Origin of the sequence: Paraburkholderia sp., assembly GCF_049581445.1 — a bacterium.
Lineage (GTDB): Bacteria > Pseudomonadota > Gammaproteobacteria > Burkholderiales > Burkholderiaceae > Paraburkholderia.
In genome coordinates, this window is the sequence record NZ_JBAURZ010000233.1 from 1 (window position 1) to 25,932 (window position 25,932).

Here is a 25,932-nt window from a genome sequence, read left to right on the forward strand (position 1 = left end):
AACGGCGGCTCCGCCAAAGGCTGGGACAACCTGACGGTCGGCGTGAAGTACATGGTCTACGCGAACGCGCCGCATGAATTCATGATGTCTGTCGGCCTTGATACGGACATTGGCGGCACTGGCGCCAAGTCGATAGCGGACTCGTTTTCGACGTTCAGCCCAACCGTTTATCTCGGCAAGGGCTTCGGCGACCTGCCCGCATCGTTTAACTACCTGAAACCGTTCGCAATCACGGCCGAGATCGGACCGAACCTGACGACCGCGTCATCCGCGCTCGGACCAAACTCGTTCGGCTGGGGCACAACGCTCCAGTACAGCATCCCGTATCTGCAGGATCACGTGAAGGATTTCGGGCTCCCGCAGCCGCTCGCGGGCGCGTACCTCGTCGTCGAAGCACCGATGGCCACCTGCACGGCGGGTGCCTGCGCGGGTCAGACGACCGGCACGATCAACCCCGGTGTGTTGTGGCTCAACCGCTGGGGGCAGTTCGGCGTTGAAGCGCAGATTCCCGTGAATCGCCTGACCGGCAACCATGTCGGGGTGTTGTTCGACGCTCATCTGTTCCTCGACGACATCTTCCCAAGCTCTATCGGCAAACCTATTTTCTGATCCAGGATACCGCTCTCATGAAACTCCATATGACCGCACGCGCCGCCGTTGCCGCGCTGATGATTGCAGGGTGCCAACTGGCACACGCGCACGCATTCCCGACCCACCAGGCGCCGGGCGCTGGCGCGACCGTTTCTACATCGCAAAAGGACGTGACGATCGATTTCGATGACGGCCTCGAACCGGCCTTCAGTTCGATCACCGTGACCGATTCCCAGGACAAGCCGGTAACGAGCGCCAAGGCCGTCGTCGATGCATCGAACAACAAGCGGATGTCGGTGGCACTGAGCCCGCTGACGCCAGGTGATTACAAGGTCGCATGGGTGGCCGTTGCAGAAGACGGCCACCGCACGCAGGGCCACTACACCTTCACGGTAAAGTAACGGTGGATCCGCTCATCGTCGCACAGATCGTCGTCGCTGCTTTGCAGGATCTGCTGTTTGCGATCGCTGCGGGCGCTCTGGCGTGCAGTGCATTGTGCTCGCCACGCGGGCAGCTTCGGGGGCTGAACACGCAGCCGCGTGATGCATGCCTCTCGTCGGGCCGCGTGCGCTTCGCCTCGCTTTGCATGCTCGTCCTCGCCTGCTGCGTGTATCTGCAGTTGGAAGCGGCCGTGATGAGCGGTTCGACGTTTGTCGCGGCAGGTTCCGTCGTTGGCGCCGTGTTGACGCAATCTCACTTTGGTGTGGCGTGGTCAATCGGCTGTGGTGGCGCAGTGGTGGCGTGCCTCGGCGGCCACCGAGATAGCCGTACAGCATGGTGGCTTGCCGCAGCGGGCATGCTCGCATACGTGGCAGGTAAAGCGGCGGCGAGTCACGCCGCAGATGCCGGTGATTTCACGCTCCGCGAGGCTGTCCATGTCGTCCATCTGTGCGCGACGGCGTTGTGGGCAGGCAGCGTCATCATCGCAACACCCACGTTGCGCCGCTGGAGCGACGCCGCATCCCATACAGCAGAGGAGATCGAAGGATTCTGCACACGCCTGTCGCATCTGGCGACGATGGCGTTAGTGGTGGTGATCCTCACCGGCATCTACAACGCGACGCAGGACACGGCTCACCTCGCCGCGCCTTTGCTCAGCGTGTTGTACGGACGCATATTGGCGCTCAAGCTCGTGTTCGTCACGTTGGCCGTGCTATTGGGCGGTTACAACCGGATGGTGTATCTGCCGCGCCTGCAAGTATCGGCTATCGAAGGCGGCGCCGCCTATTCTGACGCGCAGCGGTGCTTCAACCGGCTGCTGACTATCGAAGCCGTTGCAATGGTCGCAGTGCTGGCGGTAGCGGGCGTATTGGGCCATACGTCGCCTTCGGGAGGCTGAAGCGCGACATACGAACGTGTCGGCGTCGCCACGAATGTGGCGGCGCCGCCGCGTGACTCAGCGTCGTGCAATCAACGCGACCGAATCCACCCGCTCATCGAGCCAACCATCTTGTGCGTGCGCTTCGAGCACGGCCCTCGTGCGCTCCAGCAATTCGTCGAGACGTGTCCCCAGACGCTCGCGAGACAGGCTCGACATGGACATCGCCCGCGCCAGCAGCGACTCCACCGCGACACGCCGCATTTCGACAATCGACACGCGCTCCAGCGACGTAAACGGCGACTTCAATAACACGCTGTCGTGACTCTCCCAGTCATCGGACTGGCGCTGCACGCGAGCGGGATCGCTTTGCGCATATTCCTCCAGAAGCGCGCGGTATTGGGTGAACCATGGCGTAGGCGGATCGTCAGGATGCGAAGTGGCGAACAGCACCACCGCGCCTGCTGGATCGATCAGCTTGTCGAGGCAGGCGAGCGTATCCGGCCGGTCCATCCAGTGAAACGCGCGGCCGATTACGGCGATCTGAAACTGGCCGAGTGCAGGCGATAGATCGTAAGAACTCCCCAGCCGGTATTCGATGTTCGGTGCGATGCCTAGCCCGAGTCCCGACGCGATGCTCAACATTTCCGGCGCGGGGTCGATCGCGACACCCGCAGCAATCCACGTGGAAAACGCCAGCGATATCTGCCCCGGCCCGCAGCCGAGATCAAGCAGGCGCTGCGTGCCGTCGAGATTGCACGCCTGCGCTACACGCCGGATCAGGCGCGGCGAGTAAGCGGCGCGGCCGCCCAGATAATGCACGGCGTTGTCTTTGAAGCGATCAGGTACGAAGGGGATGGGGGTGGTCATGGGCGGTTCCGTCAAGGCCACGCGCATACGAGGTAACAGCGGGCGCGCGACTCCGGAAGTATGCCGCTGTGGCGCGCAGGGTGTCGACCCCGTCCTGTTTACCGCTTCTCGAAACGGTAATGTCCAACGCCCCACTCGTTACCGTTGGCAAACCCGAACAGCTCCGCCACGGCCATGTAGAACATACGCCAGCGTTGCAGCCAGATTGCCGCGTCGCGCGCGCCGTAGGTGTCCACCAGCATCGGCGTCACGCGGTCTTTCGCGGCATCTAGCGCGGCCAGCCAATGATTGGCCGTGCGCTCGTAGTGTGTGCCGCTGACCCACCATTGACGCTCCACGCGCAGATCGTCCTGGAAGTTGAGCAGCAGATTCTCCGAGGGCATCGTGCCGCCGGTGAAGAAATATTTGGACATCCAGTCGCTGCCGTCGTAGACCTGAAAGTGATACGCGAGTGTTCGATGCACAAAGATATGCACAAAAAGCTTTGCGTCATCGCGCATCCAGCGTGCGATTTTCGCCAGCAGCAGGCCGTAGTTTTTCATGTGCTCGAACATCTCGATCGAGACCACCCGGTCGAAGCCGCCCGCAAGCTGTGCTTCGGTAAACTCGAAGTCGACGATATTGCCTGTAACGACCTTCAGGTTCGTCAAACCGCGCTGCGTAGCGCATCCTTCAATAAACGCGCGCTGGCCGTGCGAGTTGGACAGTGCGACGATCTGCGAGCGCGGATAACGCGCCGCCAGCCACAACGACAGCGAACCCCAGCCGCAGCCGAGATCCAGCACGCGCTGACCGTCAGCGAGTTCGGCGCGAGTCGCATACAGTTCGAGCATGGCGGCTTCGGCCTGTTCCAGCGTTTCATTCCCCTTTGGATAAAGACAGCACGAGTACTTCAGGTGCGGCCCAAGGTGTGCGTGAAAAAACGCTGCTGGTACTTCGTAGTGCTGGGTATTGGCCACCTGGGTTTCAATCGCGATGGGACTCGCCCGCAACTCATCGAGCAGACGGTTGAGGCGTTGCGCACGCAGTTCGCCGTCGTCGATCGCTTCTTCGCCAAGCCGCTGACGCATCAATTGACGCATGCCGAGACGCATCAGCGCATCCGGCAGCCACCCGCGCTCGCAGCAACGGATCAGCCAGCCGTCGTCGGGGCTCGCGGGCGTCGACGGCGGCAAGGTCCGGTCAAGGGTCGACAGGCTCATAGTGCAGGCTCCTTTGTGGTCCATTGCTGGCGTGGCCAGCTTGTTGTTCGTATGGTTTTCAGCGGGGGCGCGCCGGTCATAGCGCTAGTCCCGTGACGAACGGCGCGGCGGCCACGGGATCAGCGCATTGGTGGTGCGCATGTATTCGGCGTAACCGGCGCGCGATTTCGCAAGACTGGCCTCGAGCAGCGGAATGCCGGACAACTTCAACAACAACCATGCCATCAGCAGAGGCGGCAAGAGCGTCAACCAGACCCAAGGCGAGCCAATCGAAAGGGCGATATATGCCACCCAATGTACGCATTCGAAAAAGTAGTTTGGATGCCGCGAGTAACGCCACAATCCAACACGGCAAACCTTGCCGTGACTCTCTGGATCGTTCTTGAAGTGGCGCAATTGACGGTCCGCGAGCGCTTCGCCTGCCACTGCCACGATCCACACCAGCACCGCGACAATCATCCACCCGGTCGCAGACTCACTAGTGCTGTACGACGGCACCAGAAACGCCAGCGAGAGCAGCATCGAGATGACCACCTGCAACTGAAAGAAGGCAAACATTCGGCTCGGCGCCCCGGCGCCCCATTCCTCGCGAAGCCGTCGGTAACGCGCATCTTCAGGTTGCCCGAAGTTGCGGCGCCACAAATGCGTGCCGAGGCGTGTGCCCCACACGAGCCCACCGAGCGCAGCGAGCGCGCGGCTCGACGGGCTACCGGTGCCGACCACCGCGTACAGAACCGCAACGGCGCCGAGCGAATAAGCCCATACCGGATCGACCATGCCGGCATTTTCCGACTTCAATTGCCAGGCCCAGACGGCGGTAAAGACCACCACAAGACCGACAAGGGCGATCACGGCGGCGACGACAGGCGGCATGGCATCCTCGTTAAATGGCGATGCAAGATATACGCAGCTCCGGTGGCAACGGATGCGAACAGCGCTCGCTTACCTTGGCAGCATGGAGTGTGCCGCCGCTCACCCGCGCTCACGACGCCTAGTTCTTGTCCCCCGGGGACGCAAACCCCGGCATACCGAGCTGCTCTGGCTTCTGTGGCACGCGCTTGAAGCGCGAAATGTCGTAACCCATTGCGTCGAGCTTCGCCAGCATGGCGCGGTAGGTGTCGTCGCTCATATCGGGGTCGCGCGAGAATATCCAGCCAAGTTTTTTGCCCGGATATCCGAGGATCGTGTAACGGTAGTCCGGATCGACATACAGCGTGAGTTGTTTGAAGCGCACCGGCCAGAACACCTGGACGCTCCACTCCCCGCCGCCTGATCCCGGCACGGGCGTGTCGAGAAACTGGTAGTGCTTCAGCGGCGCTTCGAAGGAACCCTTGTGGGCGTAATACGAATCGTCGATCTTGCCGTCGGGTCGCAGTTTCCATTGCGCATAACTGCCGACAAAATCACGCTCGGCAAAATACGGAATGTTGGCGATGATGTACCAGCGCCCCATGTAGCGCGGCAAATCCACTGGCACCGTGGCAAGTGGCACCTCGGCGCGCGGATTCGGATTGGGTGGCTCGCCAGAGCATCCGTTCAGCACGAACAGCAGGAACACAGCGGCGGCACAGGCAAAGCGGCGCATGGTAACCTCGAATCACGTGACGATATACGTACTACGTTCACCGCAGCCCGACGGATGCGCGGCTCGCGCCGTTGTTCACTCCTGAGACAAACGCAACGGGCTTGTCCGGAGGTGTCAGCGAGTCTTGCTTATGTCACCAATGCAATAACCCATGTCAGCACGTTTTAACGCTCCATTCACCGCCCTGCTTGCCGCCGCGCTGTTTGGCGCAACCACGCCGCTCGCCAAAGCGCTGCTTGGCACGTTGTCGCCATTCATGGTGGCAGGCCTGTTCTATCTGGGCAGCGGAGTCGGGCTCGCCATCACGATCTTTTTGCGCCGCGCGAAACTGCGCGCACACGAGCGGGCCAACAAAGGCCAGCTTCGTTTTCGCGAACTCCCTTGGCTATTCGGTGCCATCGCCACAGGCGGCGTCGCCGGACCTGCGCTTCTGATGCTCGGCTTGAATGTGACGCCCGCCGCCACCAGTTCCCTGCTGCTGAATCTTGAAGGCGTATTCACGGCGCTGATTGCGTGGATCGTGTTTCGCGAGAATGTCGATCGTCAGATATTTCTCGGCATGCTTGCGATCATCGCAGGGGGCGTAGCCTTGTCATGGCACCCGGGCTCGGCTCGCCTGCCACTCGGCGCTTTGCTTGTGGCCGGCGCCTGCGCGTGCTGGGCGATCGACAACAACCTTACCCGCAAGGTATCGACTAACGATGCAATGGTTATCGCCTGTCTGAAGGGGCTGGTGGCCGGTTCGGTGAATTTCGTCATCGCGCTGCTGCTCGGCGCCAGCCTTCCAAGCGCGACAACCTTGGCCGCCGCCATGCTGACCGGCTTCGCGGGCTATGGCATTAGCCTCGTCCTCTTCGTACTCGCGTTGCGCAATCTGGGCACGGCTCGCACGGGTGCCTATTTTTCGGTGGCGCCGCTATTTGGCGTGACGCTGTCGTTGATCCTGTGGCCCGAACTGCCGCCGCTTCTGTTCTGGATCGCCGCCGCGCTGATGGCGTTCGGCGTGTGGCTGCATATCCGCGAGCGCCACGAACATCCTCACACACATGACGTGCTGGACCACAACCACCCGCACCATCATGATGAACATCACCAGCACGAACATGATTTCCAATGGGATGGCACGGAACCCCATACCCATGCTCATCGGCATATGCCGATTACCCATACTCATGCTCATTTCCCAGATATTCATCATCGTCATTCCCACTAATTAGGCAAATCGCGACTTGCGATTGTTCCCTTTCAGCGTTGCAAGCAAAAGCGGGGACGTGATCAGTTCGTGATAGGTCGATTCAATTGGCATCGTGGCGCGGAGCATCCTGTAATGGAACTCCCTGTGTTTGCATTTCCCACCCTGCCAGACCGGAGAGATCTATGGATCAGCCTCAGCCCAACGTTGACGAAGTAGTACAGGCCATCGCCGCGGAAACCGACACACCCACGGAAACGGTCTCGCAGATTTACGCCGACACTTTGGCTGACTTCAGGGTCGAAGCCCGTGTATTTGATTATTTGCCGTTACTGGTTGCCAAGCGGGTTCGCAGCAAGTTGAAGCATTCCAAGCGCAAGCACTAAGCGTACGGCCAACCCTGTGGCTCTATGTTTTCTCGCGCCGATGGCGCTAACAATGGCGCCTGACTTTCCTTAAGCTAACGGGGCAATCCTACCCAGGCAAGGAGCCCCGTTCGTGACGCACCCCGTTCAGATTCGCCCCGTCGTTCCCACCGATTTCGCCGCTTGGCTACCGTTATGGGATGCCTACAACGCGTTCTATGGACGCTCAGGCGAAACCGCATTGCCACGCGAGATCACGCAGCTCACGTGGACGCGTTTCTTTGATGGTTATGAGCCGATGCACGCGCTGGTCGCCGAACGCGACGGGCAATTGGTCGGCCTCGTGCACTATCTTTATCACCGTCACACGACGATGGCCGGTCCCATCTGCTATCTGCAGGATCTGTACACGTTAGAGAACGCGCGCGGCAAAGGCGTCGGACGCGCGCTGATTGAGGCCGTCTATGAACATGCAAAGGCGGCGGGTTCAACACGCGTCTACTGGCAGACCCATGAAACGAATCACACGGCGATGAAGCTCTACGATCAGGTCGCTGAACGTTCAGGGTTTGTGGTGTACCGGAAGGCGTTGTAGCGCTTAAGCCTCCAACTGCTCCAGCACTTTCCCCTTGGTTTCGATCCCAAGAAAGTGCACCGCTATCGCAGCAAGGAACGGCACAGCCGCGAGGATATAAAACGCCACGTCGAGATTGCCGCCGATCATCGTCTTCGAGACAATGGCCGGCGCGAAGATCGCCGCCACCTTCAGCCATGCGCCGCCTACACCACAGCCGAATGCACGGATGCTGGTCGGGTACAGTTCCGGCGTGTACACGTAAGCGGTGATGAACCCGCACGCGAGGAAGCCGAGCGCAAAAGCACAGCATGTCGCGACCACATACACAGACGAGTTGTGGAACACGCCAGCCAATAGCAAGGACAGCGCGCACAGCACGAATGAGAAGTTGATGATTGGCTTGCGCCCCACCTTGTCGACCAGCAGCGCGCAAGTCAACGAACCGATCACGCCCAGCACGGACGCCGCCACGGCCAGATTCAGCGCGAGTTGCAACGGCGCGTGGTAGACCGTGCGATAGATCGTCGGCAGCCACGTGGACAAACCGTACTGAATGAAACCACACGTCACCCACAACATCGCCACCGCCAGCGTACGCTTCAGATAAGCAGGCCCAAACAGATCGCCGATGCGGCGTTTCGGGTGACGACTGGCCATCGCCTCGAAATCGGCCGAATGCTCGACAGGTGCAAGCGGTCCTTTGCTAGCGCGTTCGAACGCCAGCACGGCGGCATCCGCATCCGCCATCCGTTCGCGCTCGGCGAGCCAGCGCGGCGATTCCGGCACCAGCTTGCGCAGCACGAAGAACAAAATCAGCGGCATGCCGCCGATAAAGTACATGGCCTGCCAGCCAAAACGCGGCACGATCCACGCGCCCAACGCATTCGACGCCAGCAGTCCCACCGGAAAAACGATTTCATACAGCAGCACGAAGCGGCCACGCCCATGCGCACGGCTGATCTCGTTGATATAAGTCGCGGCGACAGGCAATTCGCCACCCAGGCCCAGACCCTGAACGATCCGCAACACGACAAACGCGGCAAACGTCGGCGCGAACCCGCACGCGATACTCGTCACACCGATAATCCCCGAACTCACCGCAATCGCACGCACGCGCCCTTTGCGTTCGGCGTACCACGGGAATACGAAGGCGCCGAGCAATTGCCCAATCGAACCGGAGGCGATCAGAAAACCGATCTCCCACGGTGTGAGGCCCCATTTCTGGATCAGGATCGGCAGCGTGGCCGCGATGGCGATCACGTCGAAGCCGTCGAAGAACGTGGCGAGGCCGATCAGGATTCGCGCGCGAACCTGCATCGCGTTGCCCGGCAACCGCTCCAGACGCGCAATGATCGAGCCCCGGGTCACGGGGCCTGAGACACCGGCGCTGCTGCGGTCCCCCATGGTGTTGTCGATGGTTCTCATGCCGTTATCGCCGTCCAAAAGAAGGGTTACGCGAGTGCCGTGCTGGCGTCCGTCAGGGTTGCAAGATCGATCGTGCGACCCTGGTTCATCCATTTGCGCGCGAGCTTGAGATCGCGCGGTGAGTTGATCGCAATGACCCCGCGAATCGCGCTGTCTTCCACATAGAAAAGCGTCGCGCGCCGCGCTGGCAGATCACCGCGCACGGCCAGTTGTGCGTCGTTGGGAATGTCGCCGAGGATCTGCAGGTTGACGTCGTACTGATCGGACCAGAACCACGGGATGTCCGCATACGGTTCAAAGGTGCCGAGCATAGCCTTGGCTGCGGAGATGGCCTGGTTCTGCGCATTGGCCCACGATTCGAGCCGCACGCGGCGCTTTAACCACGCGCTCGGATGATTCGCCACATCGCCGCAGGCGTAGATGCGCGGATCGTCGGTGGCGCCAAAATGATCTACTACGATGCCGTCCGCCACTGCAAGACCAGCTGCCTGTGCAATCGACGTATGCGGCGTGAGGCCGATACCGGCCACCGCGAAATCAGCGTCAATCGTCGTGCCGTCGGGGAGCGTGGCGCGGACGCGTTGTGCGTCGTTGGGGTGGTCGTCAAGCGAGACGAGGCCAGCGTTCAGGCGTACGTCAACACCATTCGCGCGATGCAGGTCCACAAGGAAATCCGAAATTGCAGGCGGCACCGAGCGTGCGCACAGACGCGGCGCGCCTTCGACCACCGTCGCCTTGACGCCGAGCTTGCGCGCGGTCGCCGCTACTTCGAGGCCGATCCAGCCACCGCCGATCACCAGCACATGCTGGCTTGCGCGCAGCCGCTCGCCGAGTGCAACGGCTTCGTCGAGCGTGCGCAGATAGGTGATATGGGAAGTCTTGACCAGCGCGTCGGGCAAGCGTCGCGCAGCGCCGCCGGTTGCAATGACGAGGCGGTCGTATTGCACTTCACGACCCGACTGCGTGCGCACAATGCGTCGCTCACGGTCGATTGAAGTCGCGGTGTCCGGTTGCCATGCTTCGATGTTCAGCGCGGCGAAATCGTCCGGCTTCACGAGGCGCACGGTTTCGATATCCGCTTCGCCCGCCAGCACCGCTTTCGACAGCGGCGGCCGTTCGTAGGGCAGATGAATCTCATCGGCGATCATCACGAGGCGGCCGTCGAAGCCTTCCTTGCGCAGCGTCTTCACGATCCAGCCGGCCGCCTGACCGCCGCCGATCACGACGATCGTGCGCGGCGCTTCCAGCCCGGCGTGGGCCGCTTGCGCGTGTTGAGTGGCAGCGTCAGTCATGTTTGCGCTCCGTCATGAACTTGCCTTCCGGCGCCTTCGCATTCTTTTGACGGCGGGTATTGCCGTCGATCCCGCCGTCGATCGCCCATTCGGCGAACACCGTCGGACCCGGTTCGAAATCGCGCGGCTGCCACTCGGGCGTCAGTTGGTCTTCATCCGCGTAGTACTCGATCAGCGCGCCCGCCGGATTCTGGAAATACCAGAAGTAAGCGGACGAGACCGGATGACGCCCCGGACCCAACTGCGTATCCCAGCCGCACCGGCTGATGTGCATGCCGCCGCCGAACACTTCGTGAATATCGCGCACCGTGAAGGCGACGTGATTCAGGCCGCGCTTGCCGTTGGGAAGTGCGAGCAGGAACAGGTCGTGGTGGCCGCCATGTGGCGCACAGCGCAGGAACGCGCCACGGCCCGGGTAGCGGTCCGACATTTCGAAGCCGAGCAACTCCTGATAGAACTTCTCGGTTTCAGCGAGGTTGTTCGTGAAGAACACCACGTGACCGACTTCCACCGGCTCAGCGCGCTCGTAAATCGGTGACGGTTGATTCACGCGCAGCGTCTGGCCCCACACGTTCGACGGCGAGCCATGCGTTTCGAGTTCGCGCTTGCGGGTGACTTCCACGCGGATCGCCATGCCGTTCGGGTCGATGCAGCCCACGGCGTCATCCGTTTCATAGTGGCCAGGTTGACCGGCAAAGCGGCCACGCAGTGCGTCGAGTTCTGCGCGCGTCCCCACACCCCACGTCACTTCGCGCAAGGTCGGGCCTTCTTCGAACGCGGGCGGCAGCGACGGATCGTTGGCGTCGGCAACAAGAATGGTGCAGCCGTTCAGTGATTCGAAGCGGGCGCGGGTTTCGTCGTGTGCGGTCTCTTTCAAACCCCAGTCGGCGAAAAAGCGCCGGCAGGTTTCGAGGTCCGTCACACCGTAGGTAATCTGTTCAATGCCAAGAATTGTCATATCGTGCCTCGTGTTTCCTAATTCGCCTGGGGCGCGTTAGCCCACGCCAGCGGCGCGTCGTTCAAGCCCCAGTAGAGGCTCTTTTGTTGCATGTACTCGCGGATGCCGAGGCGCCCCTTTTCGCGGCCCATGCCGCTCTCTTTCCAGCCGGAAAACGGCGTCGAGATCGAGAACAGCTTGTAAGTGTTGATCCACACGGTACCCGCTTCAAGTGCGCGGGCAATGCGGAATGCGCGCTTGTAGTCGCGCGTCCAGATGCCTGCGGCGAGACCAAACACGCTGTCATTGGCATCCTTGAGCAAGGAGGCTTCGTCGTCGAACGGCATCGCCACCAGCACCGGTCCGAAGATTTCTTCCTGGCAGATGCGCGCGCTATTCGACAGACCTTCGAGAATGGTCGGCTGATAGAAGTTGCCGCTTTCGCGGCCGTCGCCAACCGGACGTTCACCGCCGCACAGCAGACGGCCGCCTTCTTCCAGACCCAACGCAACGTAACGCTCCACCGACTCGCGATGCGCCGGCGTGATGAGCGGACCCATCTGCGTTTCATCCCGCGAAGGATCGCCAACGCGCAGCTTGCGGGCGCCTGCCGCGAGACGCTTCATGAACGCGTCATAGATAGGCCGCTGTACGAAGAGACGCGACCCTGCAATGCACGCTTCGCCCGACGAACTGAAAATGCCGTACAGCACACCGTTCACGGCGTGATCGAGGTCGGCGTCGTCGAATACGATGGTCGGCGATTTCCCTCCCAGTTCCAGCGACACGGGCATCAGTTTGTCCGCTGCGATGCGTGCAATGCCGCGGCCCACTTCGGTGCCGCCCGTGAACGACACCTTCTTCACGAGCGGATGGCGCACCAGCACGTCGCCAATCACTGAGCCTTTGCCCGGCAGCACGCTCAACACGCCCTTAGGCACGCCCGCTTCTTCGCAGATGCGCGCCAACGCCAGCGACACCAGCGGCGTCACCTCAGCCGGCTTGAGCACGACCGCATTGCCACCGGCCAGCGCAGGGGCGAGCTTTTGCGCATCCGAGGCAATCGGCGAGTTCCACGGCGTAATTGCCGCGATCACGCCAATCGGCTCGTTCACGCTCATCGTCATGTAGTCGCCGCGAGAGGGCGTCAGTTCCTCGTCGAGCGTTTCGAGGCAGGCCGCGAAATAGCGGAATGTGTTCGCTGCACTCGCGACCAGCACGCGGGTCTCGCCAATCGGTTTGCCGTTGTCGCGCCGTTGCAGTTGCGCCAGCGCTTCGTGACGCGCCATGATCAGCTCGGCGATGCGATACAGGATGAGCGCGCGTTGATGAGGCTTCAGGCCGGACCAGTCGGACTTGCGCCAGGCGATATCAGCGGCTTCCACTGCATCGCGCGCATCGTCGGCGCTGGCCGTGGAGATTTCCATGTTGACCGACTGATCCGCCGGATACAGGCTTTTGTATGGGTTGCCACGCCCTTGCCGCCATTCGCCGCCGATGAAAATATCGCCGGTGGGCAAGAGGCTGGTATCGAAGTGAGTCATGTCGGTCGTCCGCTCAGTTACGTCTTTAGTTACATCTGCTGGGTTACAGCAAACCAAATCAAATCACGCAGCGCGCCGCGCGATTGCGCAGTGCGCGGATCGCGCTGAACGCGGTCAGCGCGGAGGTCTTCGGGTTGTCCGGTAACGGCTTGCCGCTCATTTCCAGCGACATTTCACCAAACGCGCCGCGCGCCAGAATCCGGTGCACGTTGCGCGAAACCGCCGGGTCCGCAATCAGACGCACCATCGTCTGATCCAGGCCGAGACCCGCGAGCGCAATCGTCGCCGCGACGTTGGCATTCTTCGGATAGAGCCGCGCCGCCTCACGCGCGCTGCCTTCGAAAATGATCCGCTCTTCGGTCAACGCCCGCAGATCGCAGACGTTTTCCGCAGGCGTGCCGAGCCAGCCCAAAGGCGGCTTGCGTCCCGTGTACAGCACTTCGTCGAGGCCGCCTTCTTTCGCTGCAGCGAGCGCATCCACGCCGCCGATTGCGCCGGACAACAGCGTCAACGTTGCATCGCCTTCCTCAGCAGCGGCGGACAACGCGTCGAGCAGCATCACATCGGACAACGCACCGATCGACGCGACCGCGCAATCCGTGCCAGCTTTCAGCAGCGGCACGACGTGATCGAATAGCGCACTGTGGCCCGCGCATTCCAGCGCGAACTGAGGGCGGCTGCTCAGCGCGGCGACGGACGTCACCACATCCACCGAGTCACCCACTACTTCGCGCACCGACGCCGCGTTGCGCTCCGACACGATCACGTGCGAGACCCGCACCTGGGGGTCGGCGACGACCGAGCGATACACCGCCTGGCCAATCGCGCCGAAGCCGATCATCGCGACATCGACGGGGGCGTGGTGCCCCGGATGTCCCAATTGGCGACCATCAGGCATGTTCAGGCTCCTGCTTCTTGACCGGCGGCCCAGCAAACGCGGTGGCAAAAGAACCGACCGACAGCATGTCGACTTCAACCAGCACCGGACCCGTCTTTGCCAGCCCCTGACGAATGATTTCGTCCGCATCGTCAAGCGACTTGATACGGTAGTGAGTGAGCTTCAGGCTCTCGCAGAACTGCGCAAAATCCGGTTGATGCAGATCGACGAAGCAGCGGCGACCGCCGTAATGCGCGTCCTGAATGTTGCGAATCACGCCGTAGCACTGGTCGTTCATCAGCACGATCATCACATTGGCGTTTTCCTGCACGGCCGTCGCGAGTTCACCTACGTTGACCATCAAGCCGCCGTCGCCGACGAGGCACACGGTCTTCGCTGCGGTCTCCGCCAACGCCGCACCGATTGCCATTTGCATGCCTTGGCCAATGCCGCCGCCCAACGCGTGGACACCGGCACGCGGCGTGAAAATCTTCAGCAGGCGGTTGCCCCACGTGCTGTTCGAGATCGTGACGTCGCGCACCCAGTTGTAGTCCTGCCCCACCGAGCGTTGCAGCGCATCCACGAGACGCTTGTACGGGCCGAGGCCCTTGCCCACATCCGCCACCGCGGTTTCGCGAGCTGCCGCGAGATCGCCGGCGAACTTCGCATCCACCTTCAGGCGGCCTTCGAGCAACGTCGCCAGTTCTTCCAGTACCGCAACCGCATCGCCATGCACGAACTGTTCGTTGCGATAGCCGCGGTTGTCGGCCAGCGCGTCCGCGTCGATGCGGTACAGCGGTTGCGGCAGCGCGAGCTTGTACTTCAGCGTTTCATTGCCGCGCAAACGTGAGCCCACTACGAGCACAGCGTCGCAAGTCTTGTAAAAGCTTTCCACCGATGCGTGTACGTTGAATGCCCCGAGCGTCGCCGGATGATCTTCGGGCAACACGCCACGCCCTTGCACGCTCGTAACGACGCCAAAGCCAAGCGCGACGAGGCGCTCAACCGCCGCGCGCGCATGACGCGTGCCGCCGCCCAGCCACAAGAGCGGACGCTTCGCGTTGGCGAGCGCATCAGCGAGTTGCTTGACCCGTGCGCTGTCGTGCGTGAGCGTCGTCACGTGTGGCGCTCCCAGATCAGCGGGCCATTCAATTTCCGCCGCCTGGATGTCAATGGGAATCTCCACGCTAACCGGACCGCTCGGCGCAGTCTGCGCGACGCGCACGGCTTCGCGAATAGTCGGCAACGCCGTTTCGACGGTGCGCACGCGATACGCGGCTTTCGAAATCGACGACAGCATCGACAGTTGATCCGGCGCCTCGTGGATGTACGCGAGGTCTTGATCGAGGTACTCGGTTTCGATCTGGCCGGTGATGTGCAGCACGGAAGTACCGGCGGTCAGAGCTTCGACCATTGCACCGGCGGCGTTACCGGCGGCGGTACCCGTGCTGGTGAACGCGACGCCCAAACCGCCCGACACACGTGCAAGGCCATCGGCCATGTTGACCGCACCGGCTTCGCCGCGTGCGCCGACATAGCGGATCTTGCCGCGATTGTTGATCGCGTCGAGAATCGGCATGTTGTGGATCGAGATCACGCCGAATGCGGTGCGAACGCCACATTGCTCGAGAAAGGCGGCAATCAGCTCGCCGACGGTGGTTTTGTTAGACATGTCGTGCATTGCCTCCAGAGACATCGATGTGACTGCCCGTCGTGTAGGACGACAGGTTAGTAGCCAGATAAAAGAGTGCCTGCGCGGCCTCTTCGGGACGGCCGAAGCGGCCAAGCGGAATGTTTTTCTTGCGGGCGAGTTCGCCGGTCCAGTCTTCCCAGCTTTGGCCCGGTGCGGCTTGCGTCTCGAAGCGGCGCCGCCATTGGCCCGACTCAACGATGCCGATCAGAATCGAATTCACCCGGATGCGTTGCGGTGCGAGTTCGGCCGCCAGCGACTTGGTGAGACTCAACACACCGGCGCGCGCCGATGAAGTCGCCACCATGTGCGGCTCCGGCTGCAACGCTAGCAATGAATTCACGCAGACGATGGCGGCGTTTCCTTTGCCAGTGCTTTTGCTATCGCTTTTGCCATCGCCGGCGGCGTCGCACAGCATCGGCAGGAAAGCGCGGGTCGGACGCATCACGCTGAAATACTTCAGGTCGAGTTCTTCACGCCAGGCTTCGTCGGTGGTGTCCGCGAATGTCGAGACGCGGCCCTGACCAGCGTTGTTCACCAGCATGTCGGAGCGGCCGAAGCGGTTCTGCACGGCTTTCGCAAACGCATTGACGTCTGCGGCGTCGAGCACGTCGCACTGCACGGCCAGCAACTGCGCATCCGGGAATTGCGCTTCCAGAGAGGCTTCCGCTTGCGCGAGCCGCTCCGAATCGCGACCGCAGATCGCGACCGATGCGCCCGCACGCAAAAACAGTTCGGCGGTTGCAAGGCCGATGCCGGACGAACCGCCCGTCACGACTGCCACCTGCCCAGTCAAATCGATTTGGATCATCAGAGCCCCAATGCCTTCATGTATTTGCTGCCCGCACCGGGTCCGTTTTTGGGCCGGTAATTCAGGCGCTGCGAGAGTTCATCGGCCGCATGGCGGACTTTGTCGATCAGACCGCTATCGAGCAGCGACGCATCGATCTCAGGCCGCGGAATCGTCGTCGTAATCACCGCGACGATGCGACCGCTGTCGTTGCGCACCGGCGCCGTCACCACCGAAATGCCACGTTCAAACGAGGATTCGCTGATCGCAAAGCCGCGCTGCGCGTCGTCGCGAATCCGTTCGTAAAGCTCGTCGATGGTTTCCGGCGTCAGCTTGGTGAAGCGATGCAGCTTCGGCTCCGGGTACAGCACGCGCAATTCGGCGAGCGACAGATCGCCCATTAGCACCTGGCCATGCGTCGTGGCATGGGCAGGCAGGCGCGTGCCGACATTCACCTTCACGGAGCTAAAAATCGGTGTATGGCTTTGCGCCTTGGCGACGAACACAACATCGCGTCCATCGCGAATCAGAATGTGGCTTGTCAAACCCGTCTCATCACGCAGCGCTTCGATGATCGGCAAGCCGAGGTCGGTCAACTCCAGCGAGCTCAGATATTCGAAGCCCAACCGCAGCACCGCGACGCCGAGGCGATAGTTGCGGTCCTTGTCGGCGCGCTCCAGAAAGCCAAGCGACTCAAGCGTCTGCAAAAGGCGAAAGACGGTAGTGCGGGGAATTCTCAGGCGCCGGGATAGTTCCGGGGCGCCAAGGATCGGTTCACGCGGCGAAAACTCCGTGAGGATCTTCAGACCGCGTTCAAGACCCGGCACCTTGTAGCCGGAGTCGCCGCGTTCTTCGTCTGTATCGCGCTCGGCGCTAATCGTGTCGGGCGTCATTCAGTGGCTCCGTAGTCCAGCGCTTGCGCGGCAGAACGTTTCGATGATCGCGGTGTACGCGTCGGCGCATTCGATATAGCCTGCGTGGCCCGCACCCGGCACGATCTGCAAGCGTGTACGGGCAATTTGCGCCAGTCGGTCACACGCGGATGGCAATGTGATGGTGTCGTCCGCGCCCACGGCGACTGCTGTGCGGCCATGAAAGCGGGCGAGGTCGGCGGCCAGGTCGGCCTTCGCCAGTAAATGGGTAGCCTGCGCGTAGCCGTGCGGCAGGATGCGCGCCATGTTCCAGCGCACCCAGGCGCGGGACGTGTCGTCCGCATGGGCCGACAACATATTGGCGCTGCGTTTTTCGGCGAGGCCTGTGGGGCCGAGTTCGGCCAGCATCGCGAGACGCTGGTCGCGCTTAGATTCACGCAACTCCGGCGCGGCTGCGCCATAACCGACTGCCGGTGATAGCAACAACAATCCTGCGACGCGTTGTGGATGCGCAGTGGCGAAGGCGCCCGCGATGATCGCGCCCAGCGAATGCCCAACCAGCACGCAACGCTCGATATCCATCGCGTCGAGCCATCCGCGCAACACATCGGCGTAGTCCATGGCGTTGGGCGATGCCGCGGCAACCGGCGTGGATACGCCGTAGCCGGGCGCGTCCCAGGCCAGCACGCGCCGTGCCGCGCCGAGCGCTTCGAACTGCTGCACCCACGAGGCCGCGCCCGACCCAATGCCGTGCAACAACACGAGCGGCAGCATGTCCTTTGTCGCAGTGCCCGCTTCGCGATAACCCAAGGTCTGGTGCGCCGTGGTGACGATCTGCTGCGCAGGAAAGCGCGCGAGACGCACTTCGAGCGGCGCAGCGAGATCGGCAGTGGCGGACGGAACAGCTGACATGGTGTCTTTCTGCAAAGTGATTGACGGATCAGGACGGCAACAGCCAGGCTGCGAGTGTTGCCGTCGGTGGTGTTTCAACTGCCTTCAACTACGTGAAACCGGCTGCTGGAAAATCAGCGCTTGAGCTTGGTAAGCGGCGAATCCGGCGGATATGTCGGCGTGATCGGCTTCGGTGCACCAAGCATCACGCACATCAACGCATCTTCCTCACCGATGTTCACTTCCGTGCGATACACGCCGGGCGGCACCGAAATCAGATCGCGTTCGCCGAGCACCGATTCCCACGTCTCGCCGTCCCGCTCGCAGATCACTTTCATCTTGCCGCGCAGCACGAAGAAAATTTCTTCGACGTCCATATGAATATGGCTCGGTCCGATGTTGCCGGCCGGAATCACCATCGTCGAGAACGTGAAGCCGCCTGCGGGCACCGTGTTGACGTCCTTCGCGACGCCCGTGCCGCCCGTGCCCACATAGCGCATTTGCGCGCGGCGATACTTCGGGTCGTAGTCGGCCTGAAACTTGAGCGCATCCCAGTCATATCGACGGGTTTCGAGTCGCGCCACGCGCGTGTCCATCCACTGTGCAAAGCTGGCTTCCGTGGGTTGGTCCCACGACTTACGTTCGATATCGGCGTCCGCCATCTCTTTCTCCTTTCGGTAAAGACAGAATCAATTCATCACAAAGCCGCCGTTGACCGGCAGCAACTGGCCGGTCACGAAGCGCGCGGCGTCCGTCAACAGGAACAGAACCGGACCTGTGACGTCGTCAGGTACCTGTGCGCGCGTAAGCGCACGGCCTTTCAGGTAATACTCGTGGCGCTCGGCCGGGACGTATGCGGTGGCCTCGACTTCGGTCAAGCCCGGTGCAATCGCGTTGACCGTGATGCCATGTGTGCCGAATTCACGCGCCAGCGAGCGCGTCATTGCGATCACTGCGCCTTTGCTCGCCACGTACGCCAGCAGCTTCGGGGCGCCCCACATCGCCGTATCGGATGCGATATTCACGATGCTTCCTCGCCCGCTGTCGCGCAGATGCGGTAACGCAGCCGTACTCATCAGCCAGGTACCGCGCACATTGACGTTCATCACGGCGTCCCACGTATCGACCGCCAACTCGCCGGCGAACTTGCCGCCCGAATTGGTGATTGCCGCGTTGTTGATGAGCGCGTCCAGACCACCAAGCTGCTTCACCGCTTCATCCACGAAACGGGTGATGCTGATTGGGTCCGCCAGGTCCAGTGGCACGAAATGCACTGCATGACCTTCGCTTTGCAGCGCGGCGGCAAGCGCGTTGCCATCGTCGTGCAGCACGTCGCCGAAGGCCACCTGAGCACCGGACAGCGCCAACGAGCGCACGAACGCCGCGCCGAGTCCGCGCGCGCCGCCGGTGACGATCACGCGCCGGCCCTTCAGTGCCGGAAACGCGGCGTCATGCATGGCTGTGTCCTGCGCTCGCGCCGACTTCGCTCGCTGCAAGCTGCGCACGTTGAGCGTCGAGTGCGGCGAAATCCTGTTGCGCGCGTTGACGCAGCATGCGGCGCACGCGCGTCATGCCGACGTCGTGCTGATAGAGGAATTCGTGGCTGCGTGCATTCGGCGCCATGCTTTCGAGGACGTAGCGGTCCTGCTCCAGCACATCCCAGTGCAGACCTTCCAGACGATTGCGGTACATGAAACGCCATGCGTCGCGCTGCCAGCCGGACACCTTGCGCGTGCGCCAGAAGTAAACCTGGCAATTGTTTTCGTCGACGGGCACGGCAAAGCCGATGATCCCGAAGTTGCCGCCCGGGCCGAACTTCTTCTTGTACGGAATCGCGAGACGCATCCACAGGCAGCCGGTCTCGCCGAGTTCCACCCAGTCGAAGTTCACGTCGCGCTGGCCCACCTTTTCGAACATCAAGCCGGTCTCGGTCTTGCGCACGCGCATGTCGGCCTGCTTGTCGCCTTCGGCCATCGAATGCGAGGTGGCGTGCAGATACGCGCCGTGCATCGGGTCCATCACGTTGTCGATCGCGTACTGGTAGTTGCACTTCCAGTTCGACATGCACAGGAAGCTGGCGTATTCCTCTTTCACCAGTTCGTCTGGCAGCACGAGCGGCGCGGGTTCCTTGTGCGCATCGTCGCCAAACCAAAGGAAGATCGCGCCAGCGTGTTCCTGAACCGGGTAAGACTTCACGCACTTCTGGCCTTCGAGCGGGCAGTTCGACACAGCGGGCACCTTGGTGACCGTGCCGCCACCGTCGATTTCAATGCCGTGGTACCAGCAGGCGACGCTTCCGCCGAGATTCCAGCCGAGCGAGAGACGTGCGCCGCGATGCGGGCAACGGTCTTCGAGCGCGCGAACCTGACCTTCCTGATCGCGCCACAGCACGATCTGGTCACCGAGACGAGTGAGGCCGATCGGCGCGTTGCCGACTTGCCAGCTCGGCGCAACCGGATACCAGTAGTTGCGCAGGCCGCGATCGAGGTAAGCCTGAAGCGGATCGGTTGTGCCGGTGTCCGTCGTATTGGGGATAGTGGGGGACGTCATCAAAAGACTCCGGATACGTTTTCGGTATGGCGTGTTCGCGAATAAGGCGGGTTGCGTGCAGTGCGAGACGCGAACGGTTCGGATAGCGCGCTTATTCGGCGAGCAGACGGAATTCGGCGGCGAGCCGTTCGGCGTTCCACGCCTCGCCTTCCGGCGTACGAAAACCCACGCGGTTCAAACCGTCGACGACTTCCTGCAACTCCAGCGCGCCCGCATCGAATACTTTTTCGAGCGCATCGCCGAAGTCGTTTTCGTATTGCGTCGGTTCGGCCTTGCGGGTCTGCCACACGAGGTTCTGCGCCTCGCCTGGCTTTTCGATGACGCCCTTGCCTGCCACGTTGTTCGGCTGCGGCGCGAGCCACGGCTTCAGGGAGGGATTGAATTTCACGGCTTGCTCTCGCATGTCATTCCACCTTGATCTGGATTTCTTCACCGGCGAGACGGACCGCGTAGACCTTCAGGTCGCGGCCGCCCGGCTCTTTCAGACACTTGCCGGTCGGGATATGGAACACGGCTTCGTGCAACGGGCACTCGACGGTATCGCCGTCGACAAAGCCCTGCGTCAGCAACGCGTACGCATGGGGGCAGACGTTTTCCAGCGCGTACAGCGCGTCGCCCACCTTGTAGATGCCGACTTCCGTGCCGTCGAGCTTGAACTCGAGCGGCGCGTCGTCGGACAGGTCGCCGGCATGTCCGGCGCAACGCCATTGTTCAGTCATTTGCTACCTTCTCCTGGAGCCTTTACGTTCCATACAAGGAACGTTAGTTCGTGTATGGACAATTATAGGAGCCGTCCCGCAGATAAAAAATAAAAAACTTGGGTGCCAGGGGAAAACACTGATGTGGCGTTCAATCCACGTTGTTCGCCTCTTTTCCCATTCCGCCAAAAAGCCTTACGCCCCTAATCCGTAAGGCTTTTTTTATGCCGATCAGGTGAGGCCATGGGTAGGCATACGGGTTTGCTCGGGGCCAGAAAATTTATTTTGACCACTTCTGAAGACTCTATACTTTCCATAGGCGATACAGACGCCCATAGGTGGAACAATAAGAGGCGAAGTTTTGGCGCATAAACCACGACTACCGCTCACTCAACTCAATGCACTACGGACGACGAGATGGCCCGGGCCGTTCGTCATATGATCAGGAGAACCAACGGTGAAACGAATCATTGCAGTCGGACTGACGGCCCTGTGCGCCGCGTCCGGCGCGTGGGCGCAAAGCAGCGTCACGCTCTACGGTAGTCTGGACGTGGGTGTGGCTTACATCAGCAATGTGGGTGGCAGCACGAAGTGGATCGCGGAACAGGGCAACATGCAGCCCGACCGTTGGGGCTTTAGAGGCGTGGAAGATCTGGGCGGCGGACTGCACGCAGTCTTCCAGTTGGAAAACGGCTTCTATACGACAACCGGCGCGATGGCGTCCTCCGGGACGTTGTGGAACCGCCAGGCCTACGTTGGTTTGAGCTCGGACCAGGTCGGCACGCTGTCGCTCGGGCATCAAACGCCGTTCATGTTCGACGTGCTCGGCCCGCTCAGCACGGGCTACCAGGCCGCTAGCTGGTACGCGTTCCACCCCGGCAATATCGACGAACTGGCTGATACTAGCGTCGTGCCGTACAACAACTCGGTGAAATTCCGCTCGGCGAGTTTCGCAGGCTTCACGTTCGGCGCGATGATGGGGCTCGGCAACACGACCGACTTCTCAACGGGACGCACGTTGAGCTTCGCCGCCAGTTACGCGAACGGTCCGTTCAAGGCTGGCGCGGTCTACGCGAACGAGCATGACCGGACGCCGTCAATCGTGACGACTGGCATCACGAACTTCCAGGGCGTCGCCGCTGCGACCTACACCGCCGACAAGGTCGAAGACATGGGTGCGGGCGCGTCGTACCAGTTCGGCAACCTGCTGGTGCACGGCCTGTACACGCGAGTGAAACTGGAGTCGCCGGGTTATTCGGATACCTATCAAAGCTACGACGCCGGTGCGAACTATTCCTTCACGCCTGCCAACTCAATAGCAGGTGGCGCGGCAACCACGAGCTTCGATGGTCACCGCTGGACGCAGTTCGAGATTGGCGATATCTACGCGTTGTCCAAGTCGACACAGGTCTACGTGAACGCACTGTATGAGCGTGCCGGTTCGAATACGGACGCCGCGTTCTTCACGGCCGGTGTCTCGAACAGCCGTAACCAGACGATCTTCCTGACCGGCATTCACCACTCGTTTTAAGCGCTCCCTTGAGCCGCCTCTTCCCGGCAGGGAAACTTGCGACGGTCTAGCATTTTCCTGAAAGTAAAAATGCGCCCCGCTGCGATGCAGCGGGGCGCATTTTTTGAATCGTGGCGCGACATGCGAAGCGCCAGATTTGCGTTACCTAGCTGGTGGCCGCAGCAGTCTTGAGTCGCGCCTGCGCCGCAGTAGGATCGCCCCGCTGCGGACGATAGTTAAGACGCGTCGACAGATCCATCGCCGAGCTGCATACAGCGGTAATCAATGGCTCGCGATCGCTGGCCTCGCCGATGTCCGAACGCGGCACCGTCACCGTCAGCGCCGCCACAATGCGACCACTTTGATCGCGCACCGGCGCTGTCACGACCGAAATGCCTCGCTCGAACGAAGCCTCACTCACGGCATAGCCGAGTGCAGCGCTTTCGCGCACGCGCTCGTTCAGTTCGTCGACCGTCGCGGGGGTGCGGTCCGTAAAGCGTTCGAGTTGCGGCTCCGGATAAAGCTGGCGCAGTTCCTCGTAGTTCAGGTCTCCCATCAACACCTGGCCATGCACAGTGGCATGCGCCGGCAAGCGGGTGCCGACATGCACCTTGACCGAACTGAACATCGGATCGTGCGTCTGCGCTTTGGCCACGAACACCACATCGCGCAGATCGCGGATCAGCAGGTGCGTGCTCAGGCCGGTGGCGTCACGTAACCTTTCGAGTATCGGCGTGCCGATATCCGTCAGCTCAAGTGAACTCAAGTATTCGAACCCCAGCCGCAGCACCGCGACGCCAAGCCGAAAATGCCGGTCGCCATTGGCGCGTTCCAGAAAGCCAAGCGCTTCGAGCGTCTGCAGCAAACGGAACGTTGTAGTGCGGGGAATGCCAATGCGCCTGGACAACTCCGGCGCGCCGAGTACCGGTTCGCGCGCCGTGAATTCCGCAAGAATGCGCAGGCCCCGCTCCAGGCCCGGCACCAGATAGGTGGAGCCGCCGCTGCTCTCTTCGTCGGCGGTGTCACTGAGATCGACGGACGCGGCGGTCTCGTCCTGGGACGGCGGCGCATCCGCGCGCGGCCTGCCTGGCTTGCGTCCCACTCCTGTCATGTTTTCTTTTGCCATATCCGGCTGCGGTTCGTGCTGATCGTCTATAGGTCAGCATGATAGCGCGAAGCGCCTTGGGCCAATTAAGCGGGGCGTTACGGCACGTGGCTGCACATGCCGTAACGCCCGCTCCAGACGTGCTGGGGCCTTTCAGACGACCAGGCTAAGATGGACTCGCTCGTCGGCGCCCCAGAAATCATCACGCGCCTTTGCGGACGTCACCGCTCTGACATATAAAAGGACGAGTCGCCGCGCGATGATGTCAAAAGCCTCAACCACAGGAAACTGCGATGAATCAGGACGACGATTTGCCCGTTCCCCCGTCTAATCCGGCGCTCGATCGCCCGGACGACCACCCTGACAGTCCCGAGCGACGCCGTGTGCTCACCGGCATCGCGGCAGTCGGCCTGGGTTTCGCGATCTCCGGCTGTCAAACCGAGGGCCTGGCCGTCGACGGTACGGCGCGCAGCGCAGCGGACTTGCGCCTCGACGCCGCGCTGCACGATCAGGTGCGTCAGATCGTGGTGATCTACTCGGAGAATCGCAGCTTCGCTAATCTGTACGGCAATTTCCCGGGCGTGCAGTATCCGCTCGACGCTGTGCCGCCCGAGCGCTACGTGCAACTCGATCGCGACGGCATAACGCCCCTGTCGCAGTTGCCGAAAATCTGGGGCGGCCTTGTACCGCAGGCGCAAGAAGTGGACGGCAAGCGCTACATGATTCGCGAGACCGATATTGTCGATCTGCATAACGCTCCGTTTCGCATCGTAGACGCGCAAGGCGCTCCGTTGCCGAATGGCGTGATCACGCGCGATCTATGGCATCGCTTTTATCAAAACCAGATGCAGATCAACGCCGGCCGTAACAACCAGTTCGCGGCGTGGGCCGACTCCGGCGGTCTGGTGATGGGGCATTACCGGAATTCCGCCGAGACCTTGCGCCTGTGGACCCTCGCGCAGCAATACACGCTGTGCGACAACTTTTTTATGGCGGCATTCGGTGGTTCGTGGCTCAACCATATCTTCCTGATCTCGGCGCAGGCGCCGTTGGTGCCGGACGTGCATAACAGCGCCGCGAAGCAGTTTGTTTCGGTGGTCGAAGGGGATGAGCCAACGGGTGCGTCGCTGAAGGTGGCGCCGCACTCGCCGCCCTCCGCACTCGGTGGACCACCGAAGTTCGTCAATGACGGCTTGTTCACGCCCGATGGTTACGCGGTGAACACGATGGCGCCGCCGTATCAGCCGAGTTTCGTGCCGCCGGCCCTCGGGGGCGATCCGGCTTATGCCGATCTATCCAATCCGAGAGTGCTGCCGCCGCAAAATTACGCGACGATCGGCGACCGACTCTCGGCCAAAGGCGTGGACTGGGCGTGGTACGCGGGCGCGTGGCAATACGCGCTCGATCATCACGATACCGGCGACGTGCCCGACTTCCAGTACCACCATCAGCCGTTCAACTATTTCGTCAGCTACGCGCCCGGCACCGACGCGCGCCGCCAGCATCTGCGCGACGGCGGCGTGGGCGAGGATGCTTCGACCAACCGCTTCATCGCCGATATTGACGCCGGCCGCCTACCCGCCGTGACGTTCTACAAGCCGCAGGGGAATCTGAACATGCACGCGGGCTATGCGGACGTCGAATCGGGTGACCGTCACATCACCAACGTGATCGAACATCTGCAGCGCGGGCCGCAATGGGCGAATACCGTCGTGATCGTCACACATGACGAAAACGGCGGCTGGTGGGATCCCGTGTCGCCGCCGCAAGGCGACCGCTGGGGTCCGGGCTCGCGAATTCCTGCGCTCGTGATTTCACCGCTGGCAAAGAAGGGCTACGTGGATCACACGGCCTACGACACCAACTCGATCCTGCGCTTCATCAGCCGGGTTCATGGCCTTCCGCCACTCGAAGGGGTGGCCGCACGGGACCGCGCCTTTGCGCAGAACGGCCTTGCGCCGCTCGGTGATTTGACCGGTACCCTCGATCTCGCTTGACCCGGCTTGATGGTCCCGTCAGGCAGGCGGGTCCATCATCTCAGCGTAAGTAGG

At 61.8% G+C, this 25,932-nt stretch carries 27 protein-coding genes; 8 read left to right on the forward strand and 19 right to left on the reverse strand.

What is annotated here, in order from left to right; all coding sequences use genetic code 11:
* The 3 genes from WCA85_RS20060 to WCA85_RS20070 form a co-directional block, all read left to right on the forward strand.
* On the forward strand, positions 1–609 hold a 609-nt coding region (locus WCA85_RS20060; RefSeq protein ID WP_424066622.1), incomplete at its 5' end, for a hypothetical protein.
* A 17-nt stretch (positions 610–626) separates the two neighbouring features.
* A complete protein-coding gene (locus tag WCA85_RS20065) occupies positions 627–992 on the forward strand; it encodes a copper resistance CopC family protein (protein ID WP_424066623.1) in 366 nt (121 codons plus the stop codon).
* Between the two features lie 2 nt (positions 993–994).
* Positions 995–1,930: a CopD family protein gene (locus WCA85_RS20070; RefSeq protein ID WP_424066624.1), complete on the forward strand. Its 936-nt coding sequence runs from the start codon at positions 995–997 to the stop codon at positions 1,928–1,930.
* 57 nt (positions 1,931–1,987) lie between these two features.
* Here WCA85_RS20070 and WCA85_RS20075 read toward each other — a convergent pair whose 3' ends face one another.
* From WCA85_RS20075 to WCA85_RS20090, 4 genes are all read right to left on the reverse strand, one after another.
* Complete coding sequence (locus WCA85_RS20075; RefSeq protein WP_424066625.1) at positions 1,988–2,779, reverse strand: class I SAM-dependent methyltransferase; 792 nt, start codon at positions 2,777–2,779, stop codon at positions 1,988–1,990.
* A gap of 98 nt (positions 2,780–2,877) precedes the next feature.
* A complete protein-coding gene (locus tag WCA85_RS20080) occupies positions 2,878–3,981 on the reverse strand; it encodes an SAM-dependent methyltransferase (RefSeq protein ID WP_424066626.1) in 1,104 nt (367 codons plus the stop codon).
* An 84-nt stretch (positions 3,982–4,065) separates the two neighbouring features.
* Positions 4,066–4,854: a DUF1295 domain-containing protein gene (locus tag WCA85_RS20085; RefSeq protein ID WP_424066627.1), complete on the reverse strand. Its 789-nt coding sequence runs from the start codon at positions 4,852–4,854 to the stop codon at positions 4,066–4,068.
* A gap of 118 nt (positions 4,855–4,972) precedes the next feature.
* Complete coding sequence (locus WCA85_RS20090) at positions 4,973–5,566, reverse strand: lipocalin family protein (RefSeq protein ID WP_424066628.1); 594 nt, start codon at positions 5,564–5,566, stop codon at positions 4,973–4,975.
* 151 nt (positions 5,567–5,717) lie between these two features.
* Here WCA85_RS20090 and WCA85_RS20095 point away from each other — a divergent pair, with 151 nt between their 5' ends.
* The 3 genes from WCA85_RS20095 to WCA85_RS20105 all read left to right on the forward strand — a co-directional run bounded on the left by WCA85_RS20095 (position 5,718) and on the right by WCA85_RS20105 (position 7,718).
* Complete coding sequence (locus WCA85_RS20095) at positions 5,718–6,779, forward strand: DMT family transporter (protein WP_424066629.1); 1,062 nt, start codon at positions 5,718–5,720, stop codon at positions 6,777–6,779.
* A gap of 164 nt (positions 6,780–6,943) precedes the next feature.
* Complete coding sequence (locus tag WCA85_RS20100) at positions 6,944–7,144, forward strand: DUF3562 domain-containing protein (RefSeq protein ID WP_424066630.1); 201 nt, start codon at positions 6,944–6,946, stop codon at positions 7,142–7,144.
* 112 nt (positions 7,145–7,256) lie between these two features.
* Positions 7,257–7,718, forward strand: a complete 462-nt coding sequence (locus WCA85_RS20105) for an N-acetyltransferase family protein (RefSeq protein ID WP_424066631.1) — start codon at positions 7,257–7,259, stop codon at positions 7,716–7,718.
* Positions 7,719–7,721: 3 nt separating this feature from the next.
* On the opposite strand, the gene WCA85_RS20110 is transcribed toward WCA85_RS20105, so the two are convergent.
* The 14 genes from WCA85_RS20110 to WCA85_RS20175 form a co-directional block, all read right to left on the reverse strand.
* Positions 7,722–9,125 carry an MFS transporter gene (locus tag WCA85_RS20110; protein ID WP_424066632.1) on the reverse strand — a complete coding sequence of 468 codons (1,404 nt, stop codon included), beginning with the start codon at positions 9,123–9,125 and terminating at the stop codon, positions 7,722–7,724.
* Positions 9,126–9,151: 26 nt separating this feature from the next.
* On the reverse strand, positions 9,152–10,417 hold the full coding sequence (locus WCA85_RS20115) for an NAD(P)/FAD-dependent oxidoreductase (RefSeq protein ID WP_424066633.1): 1,266 nt from the start codon (positions 10,415–10,417) through the stop codon (positions 9,152–9,154).
* Positions 10,410–11,375, reverse strand: coding sequence for a VOC family protein (locus WCA85_RS20120; protein WP_424066634.1), 966 nt, complete (start codon positions 11,373–11,375; stop codon positions 10,410–10,412). The genes WCA85_RS20115 and WCA85_RS20120 overlap by 8 nt, the downstream gene beginning before the upstream one ends.
* A 17-nt stretch (positions 11,376–11,392) precedes the next feature.
* Positions 11,393–12,898: an aldehyde dehydrogenase gene (locus WCA85_RS20125; protein ID WP_424066635.1), complete on the reverse strand. Its 1,506-nt coding sequence runs from the start codon at positions 12,896–12,898 to the stop codon at positions 11,393–11,395.
* Between the two features lie 58 nt (positions 12,899–12,956).
* Positions 12,957–13,796, reverse strand: a complete 840-nt coding sequence (locus WCA85_RS20130; protein WP_424066636.1) for an aspartate dehydrogenase — start codon at positions 13,794–13,796, stop codon at positions 12,957–12,959.
* The gene (locus tag WCA85_RS20135) at positions 13,789–15,447 is read right to left on the reverse strand and encodes a thiamine pyrophosphate-binding protein (protein WP_424066637.1); all 1,659 of its coding nucleotides are present in this window, start codon (positions 15,445–15,447) and stop codon (positions 13,789–13,791) included. Before WCA85_RS20135 ends, WCA85_RS20130 begins: the two co-directional genes overlap by 8 nt.
* Positions 15,440–16,276 carry an SDR family oxidoreductase gene (locus WCA85_RS20140; RefSeq protein WP_424066638.1) on the reverse strand — a complete coding sequence of 279 codons (837 nt, stop codon included), beginning with the start codon at positions 16,274–16,276 and terminating at the stop codon, positions 15,440–15,442. Before WCA85_RS20140 ends, WCA85_RS20135 begins: the two co-directional genes overlap by 8 nt.
* A complete protein-coding gene (locus WCA85_RS20145; RefSeq protein WP_424066639.1) occupies positions 16,276–17,148 on the reverse strand; it encodes an IclR family transcriptional regulator in 873 nt (290 codons plus the stop codon). Before WCA85_RS20145 ends, WCA85_RS20140 begins: the two co-directional genes overlap by 1 nt.
* Positions 17,149–18,039 carry an alpha/beta fold hydrolase gene (locus WCA85_RS20150; protein WP_424066640.1) on the reverse strand — a complete coding sequence of 297 codons (891 nt, stop codon included), beginning with the start codon at positions 18,037–18,039 and terminating at the stop codon, positions 17,149–17,151.
* A gap of 113 nt (positions 18,040–18,152) precedes the next feature.
* Positions 18,153–18,680 carry a cupin domain-containing protein gene (locus WCA85_RS20155; RefSeq protein ID WP_424066641.1) on the reverse strand — a complete coding sequence of 176 codons (528 nt, stop codon included), beginning with the start codon at positions 18,678–18,680 and terminating at the stop codon, positions 18,153–18,155.
* A 27-nt stretch (positions 18,681–18,707) separates the two neighbouring features.
* Positions 18,708–19,475 (reverse strand): SDR family oxidoreductase, encoded by a 768-nt coding sequence (locus WCA85_RS20160; protein WP_424066642.1) that lies wholly within the window; start codon positions 19,473–19,475, stop codon positions 18,708–18,710.
* Positions 19,468–20,568, reverse strand: a complete 1,101-nt coding sequence (locus WCA85_RS20165) for a Rieske 2Fe-2S domain-containing protein (protein ID WP_424066643.1) — start codon at positions 20,566–20,568, stop codon at positions 19,468–19,470. Before WCA85_RS20165 ends, WCA85_RS20160 begins: the two co-directional genes overlap by 8 nt.
* A 91-nt stretch (positions 20,569–20,659) precedes the next feature.
* Positions 20,660–20,971: a recombinase-like helix-turn-helix domain-containing protein gene (locus tag WCA85_RS20170; RefSeq protein WP_424066644.1), complete on the reverse strand. Its 312-nt coding sequence runs from the start codon at positions 20,969–20,971 to the stop codon at positions 20,660–20,662.
* 1 nt (position 20,972) lies between these two features.
* Positions 20,973–21,287: a non-heme iron oxygenase ferredoxin subunit gene (locus WCA85_RS20175; RefSeq protein WP_424066645.1), complete on the reverse strand. Its 315-nt coding sequence runs from the start codon at positions 21,285–21,287 to the stop codon at positions 20,973–20,975.
* Between the two features lie 436 nt (positions 21,288–21,723).
* Between WCA85_RS20175 and WCA85_RS20180 the strand changes: the two genes are divergently transcribed.
* Entirely contained in the window at positions 21,724–22,797 is a 1,074-nt protein-coding gene (locus WCA85_RS20180) for a porin (RefSeq protein WP_424066646.1), read from the forward strand.
* A gap of 145 nt (positions 22,798–22,942) precedes the next feature.
* Here the strand turns inward: WCA85_RS20180 and WCA85_RS20185 are convergent, their stop codons facing one another.
* Positions 22,943–23,902, reverse strand: coding sequence for an IclR family transcriptional regulator (locus WCA85_RS20185; protein ID WP_424066647.1), 960 nt, complete (start codon positions 23,900–23,902; stop codon positions 22,943–22,945).
* A 272-nt stretch (positions 23,903–24,174) separates the two neighbouring features.
* Here WCA85_RS20185 and WCA85_RS20190 point away from each other — a divergent pair, with 272 nt between their 5' ends.
* Positions 24,175–25,878 (forward strand): acid phosphatase, encoded by a 1,704-nt coding sequence (locus tag WCA85_RS20190; protein ID WP_424066648.1) that lies wholly within the window; start codon positions 24,175–24,177, stop codon positions 25,876–25,878.
* The last annotated feature ends 54 nt before the right edge of the window (positions 25,879–25,932 follow it).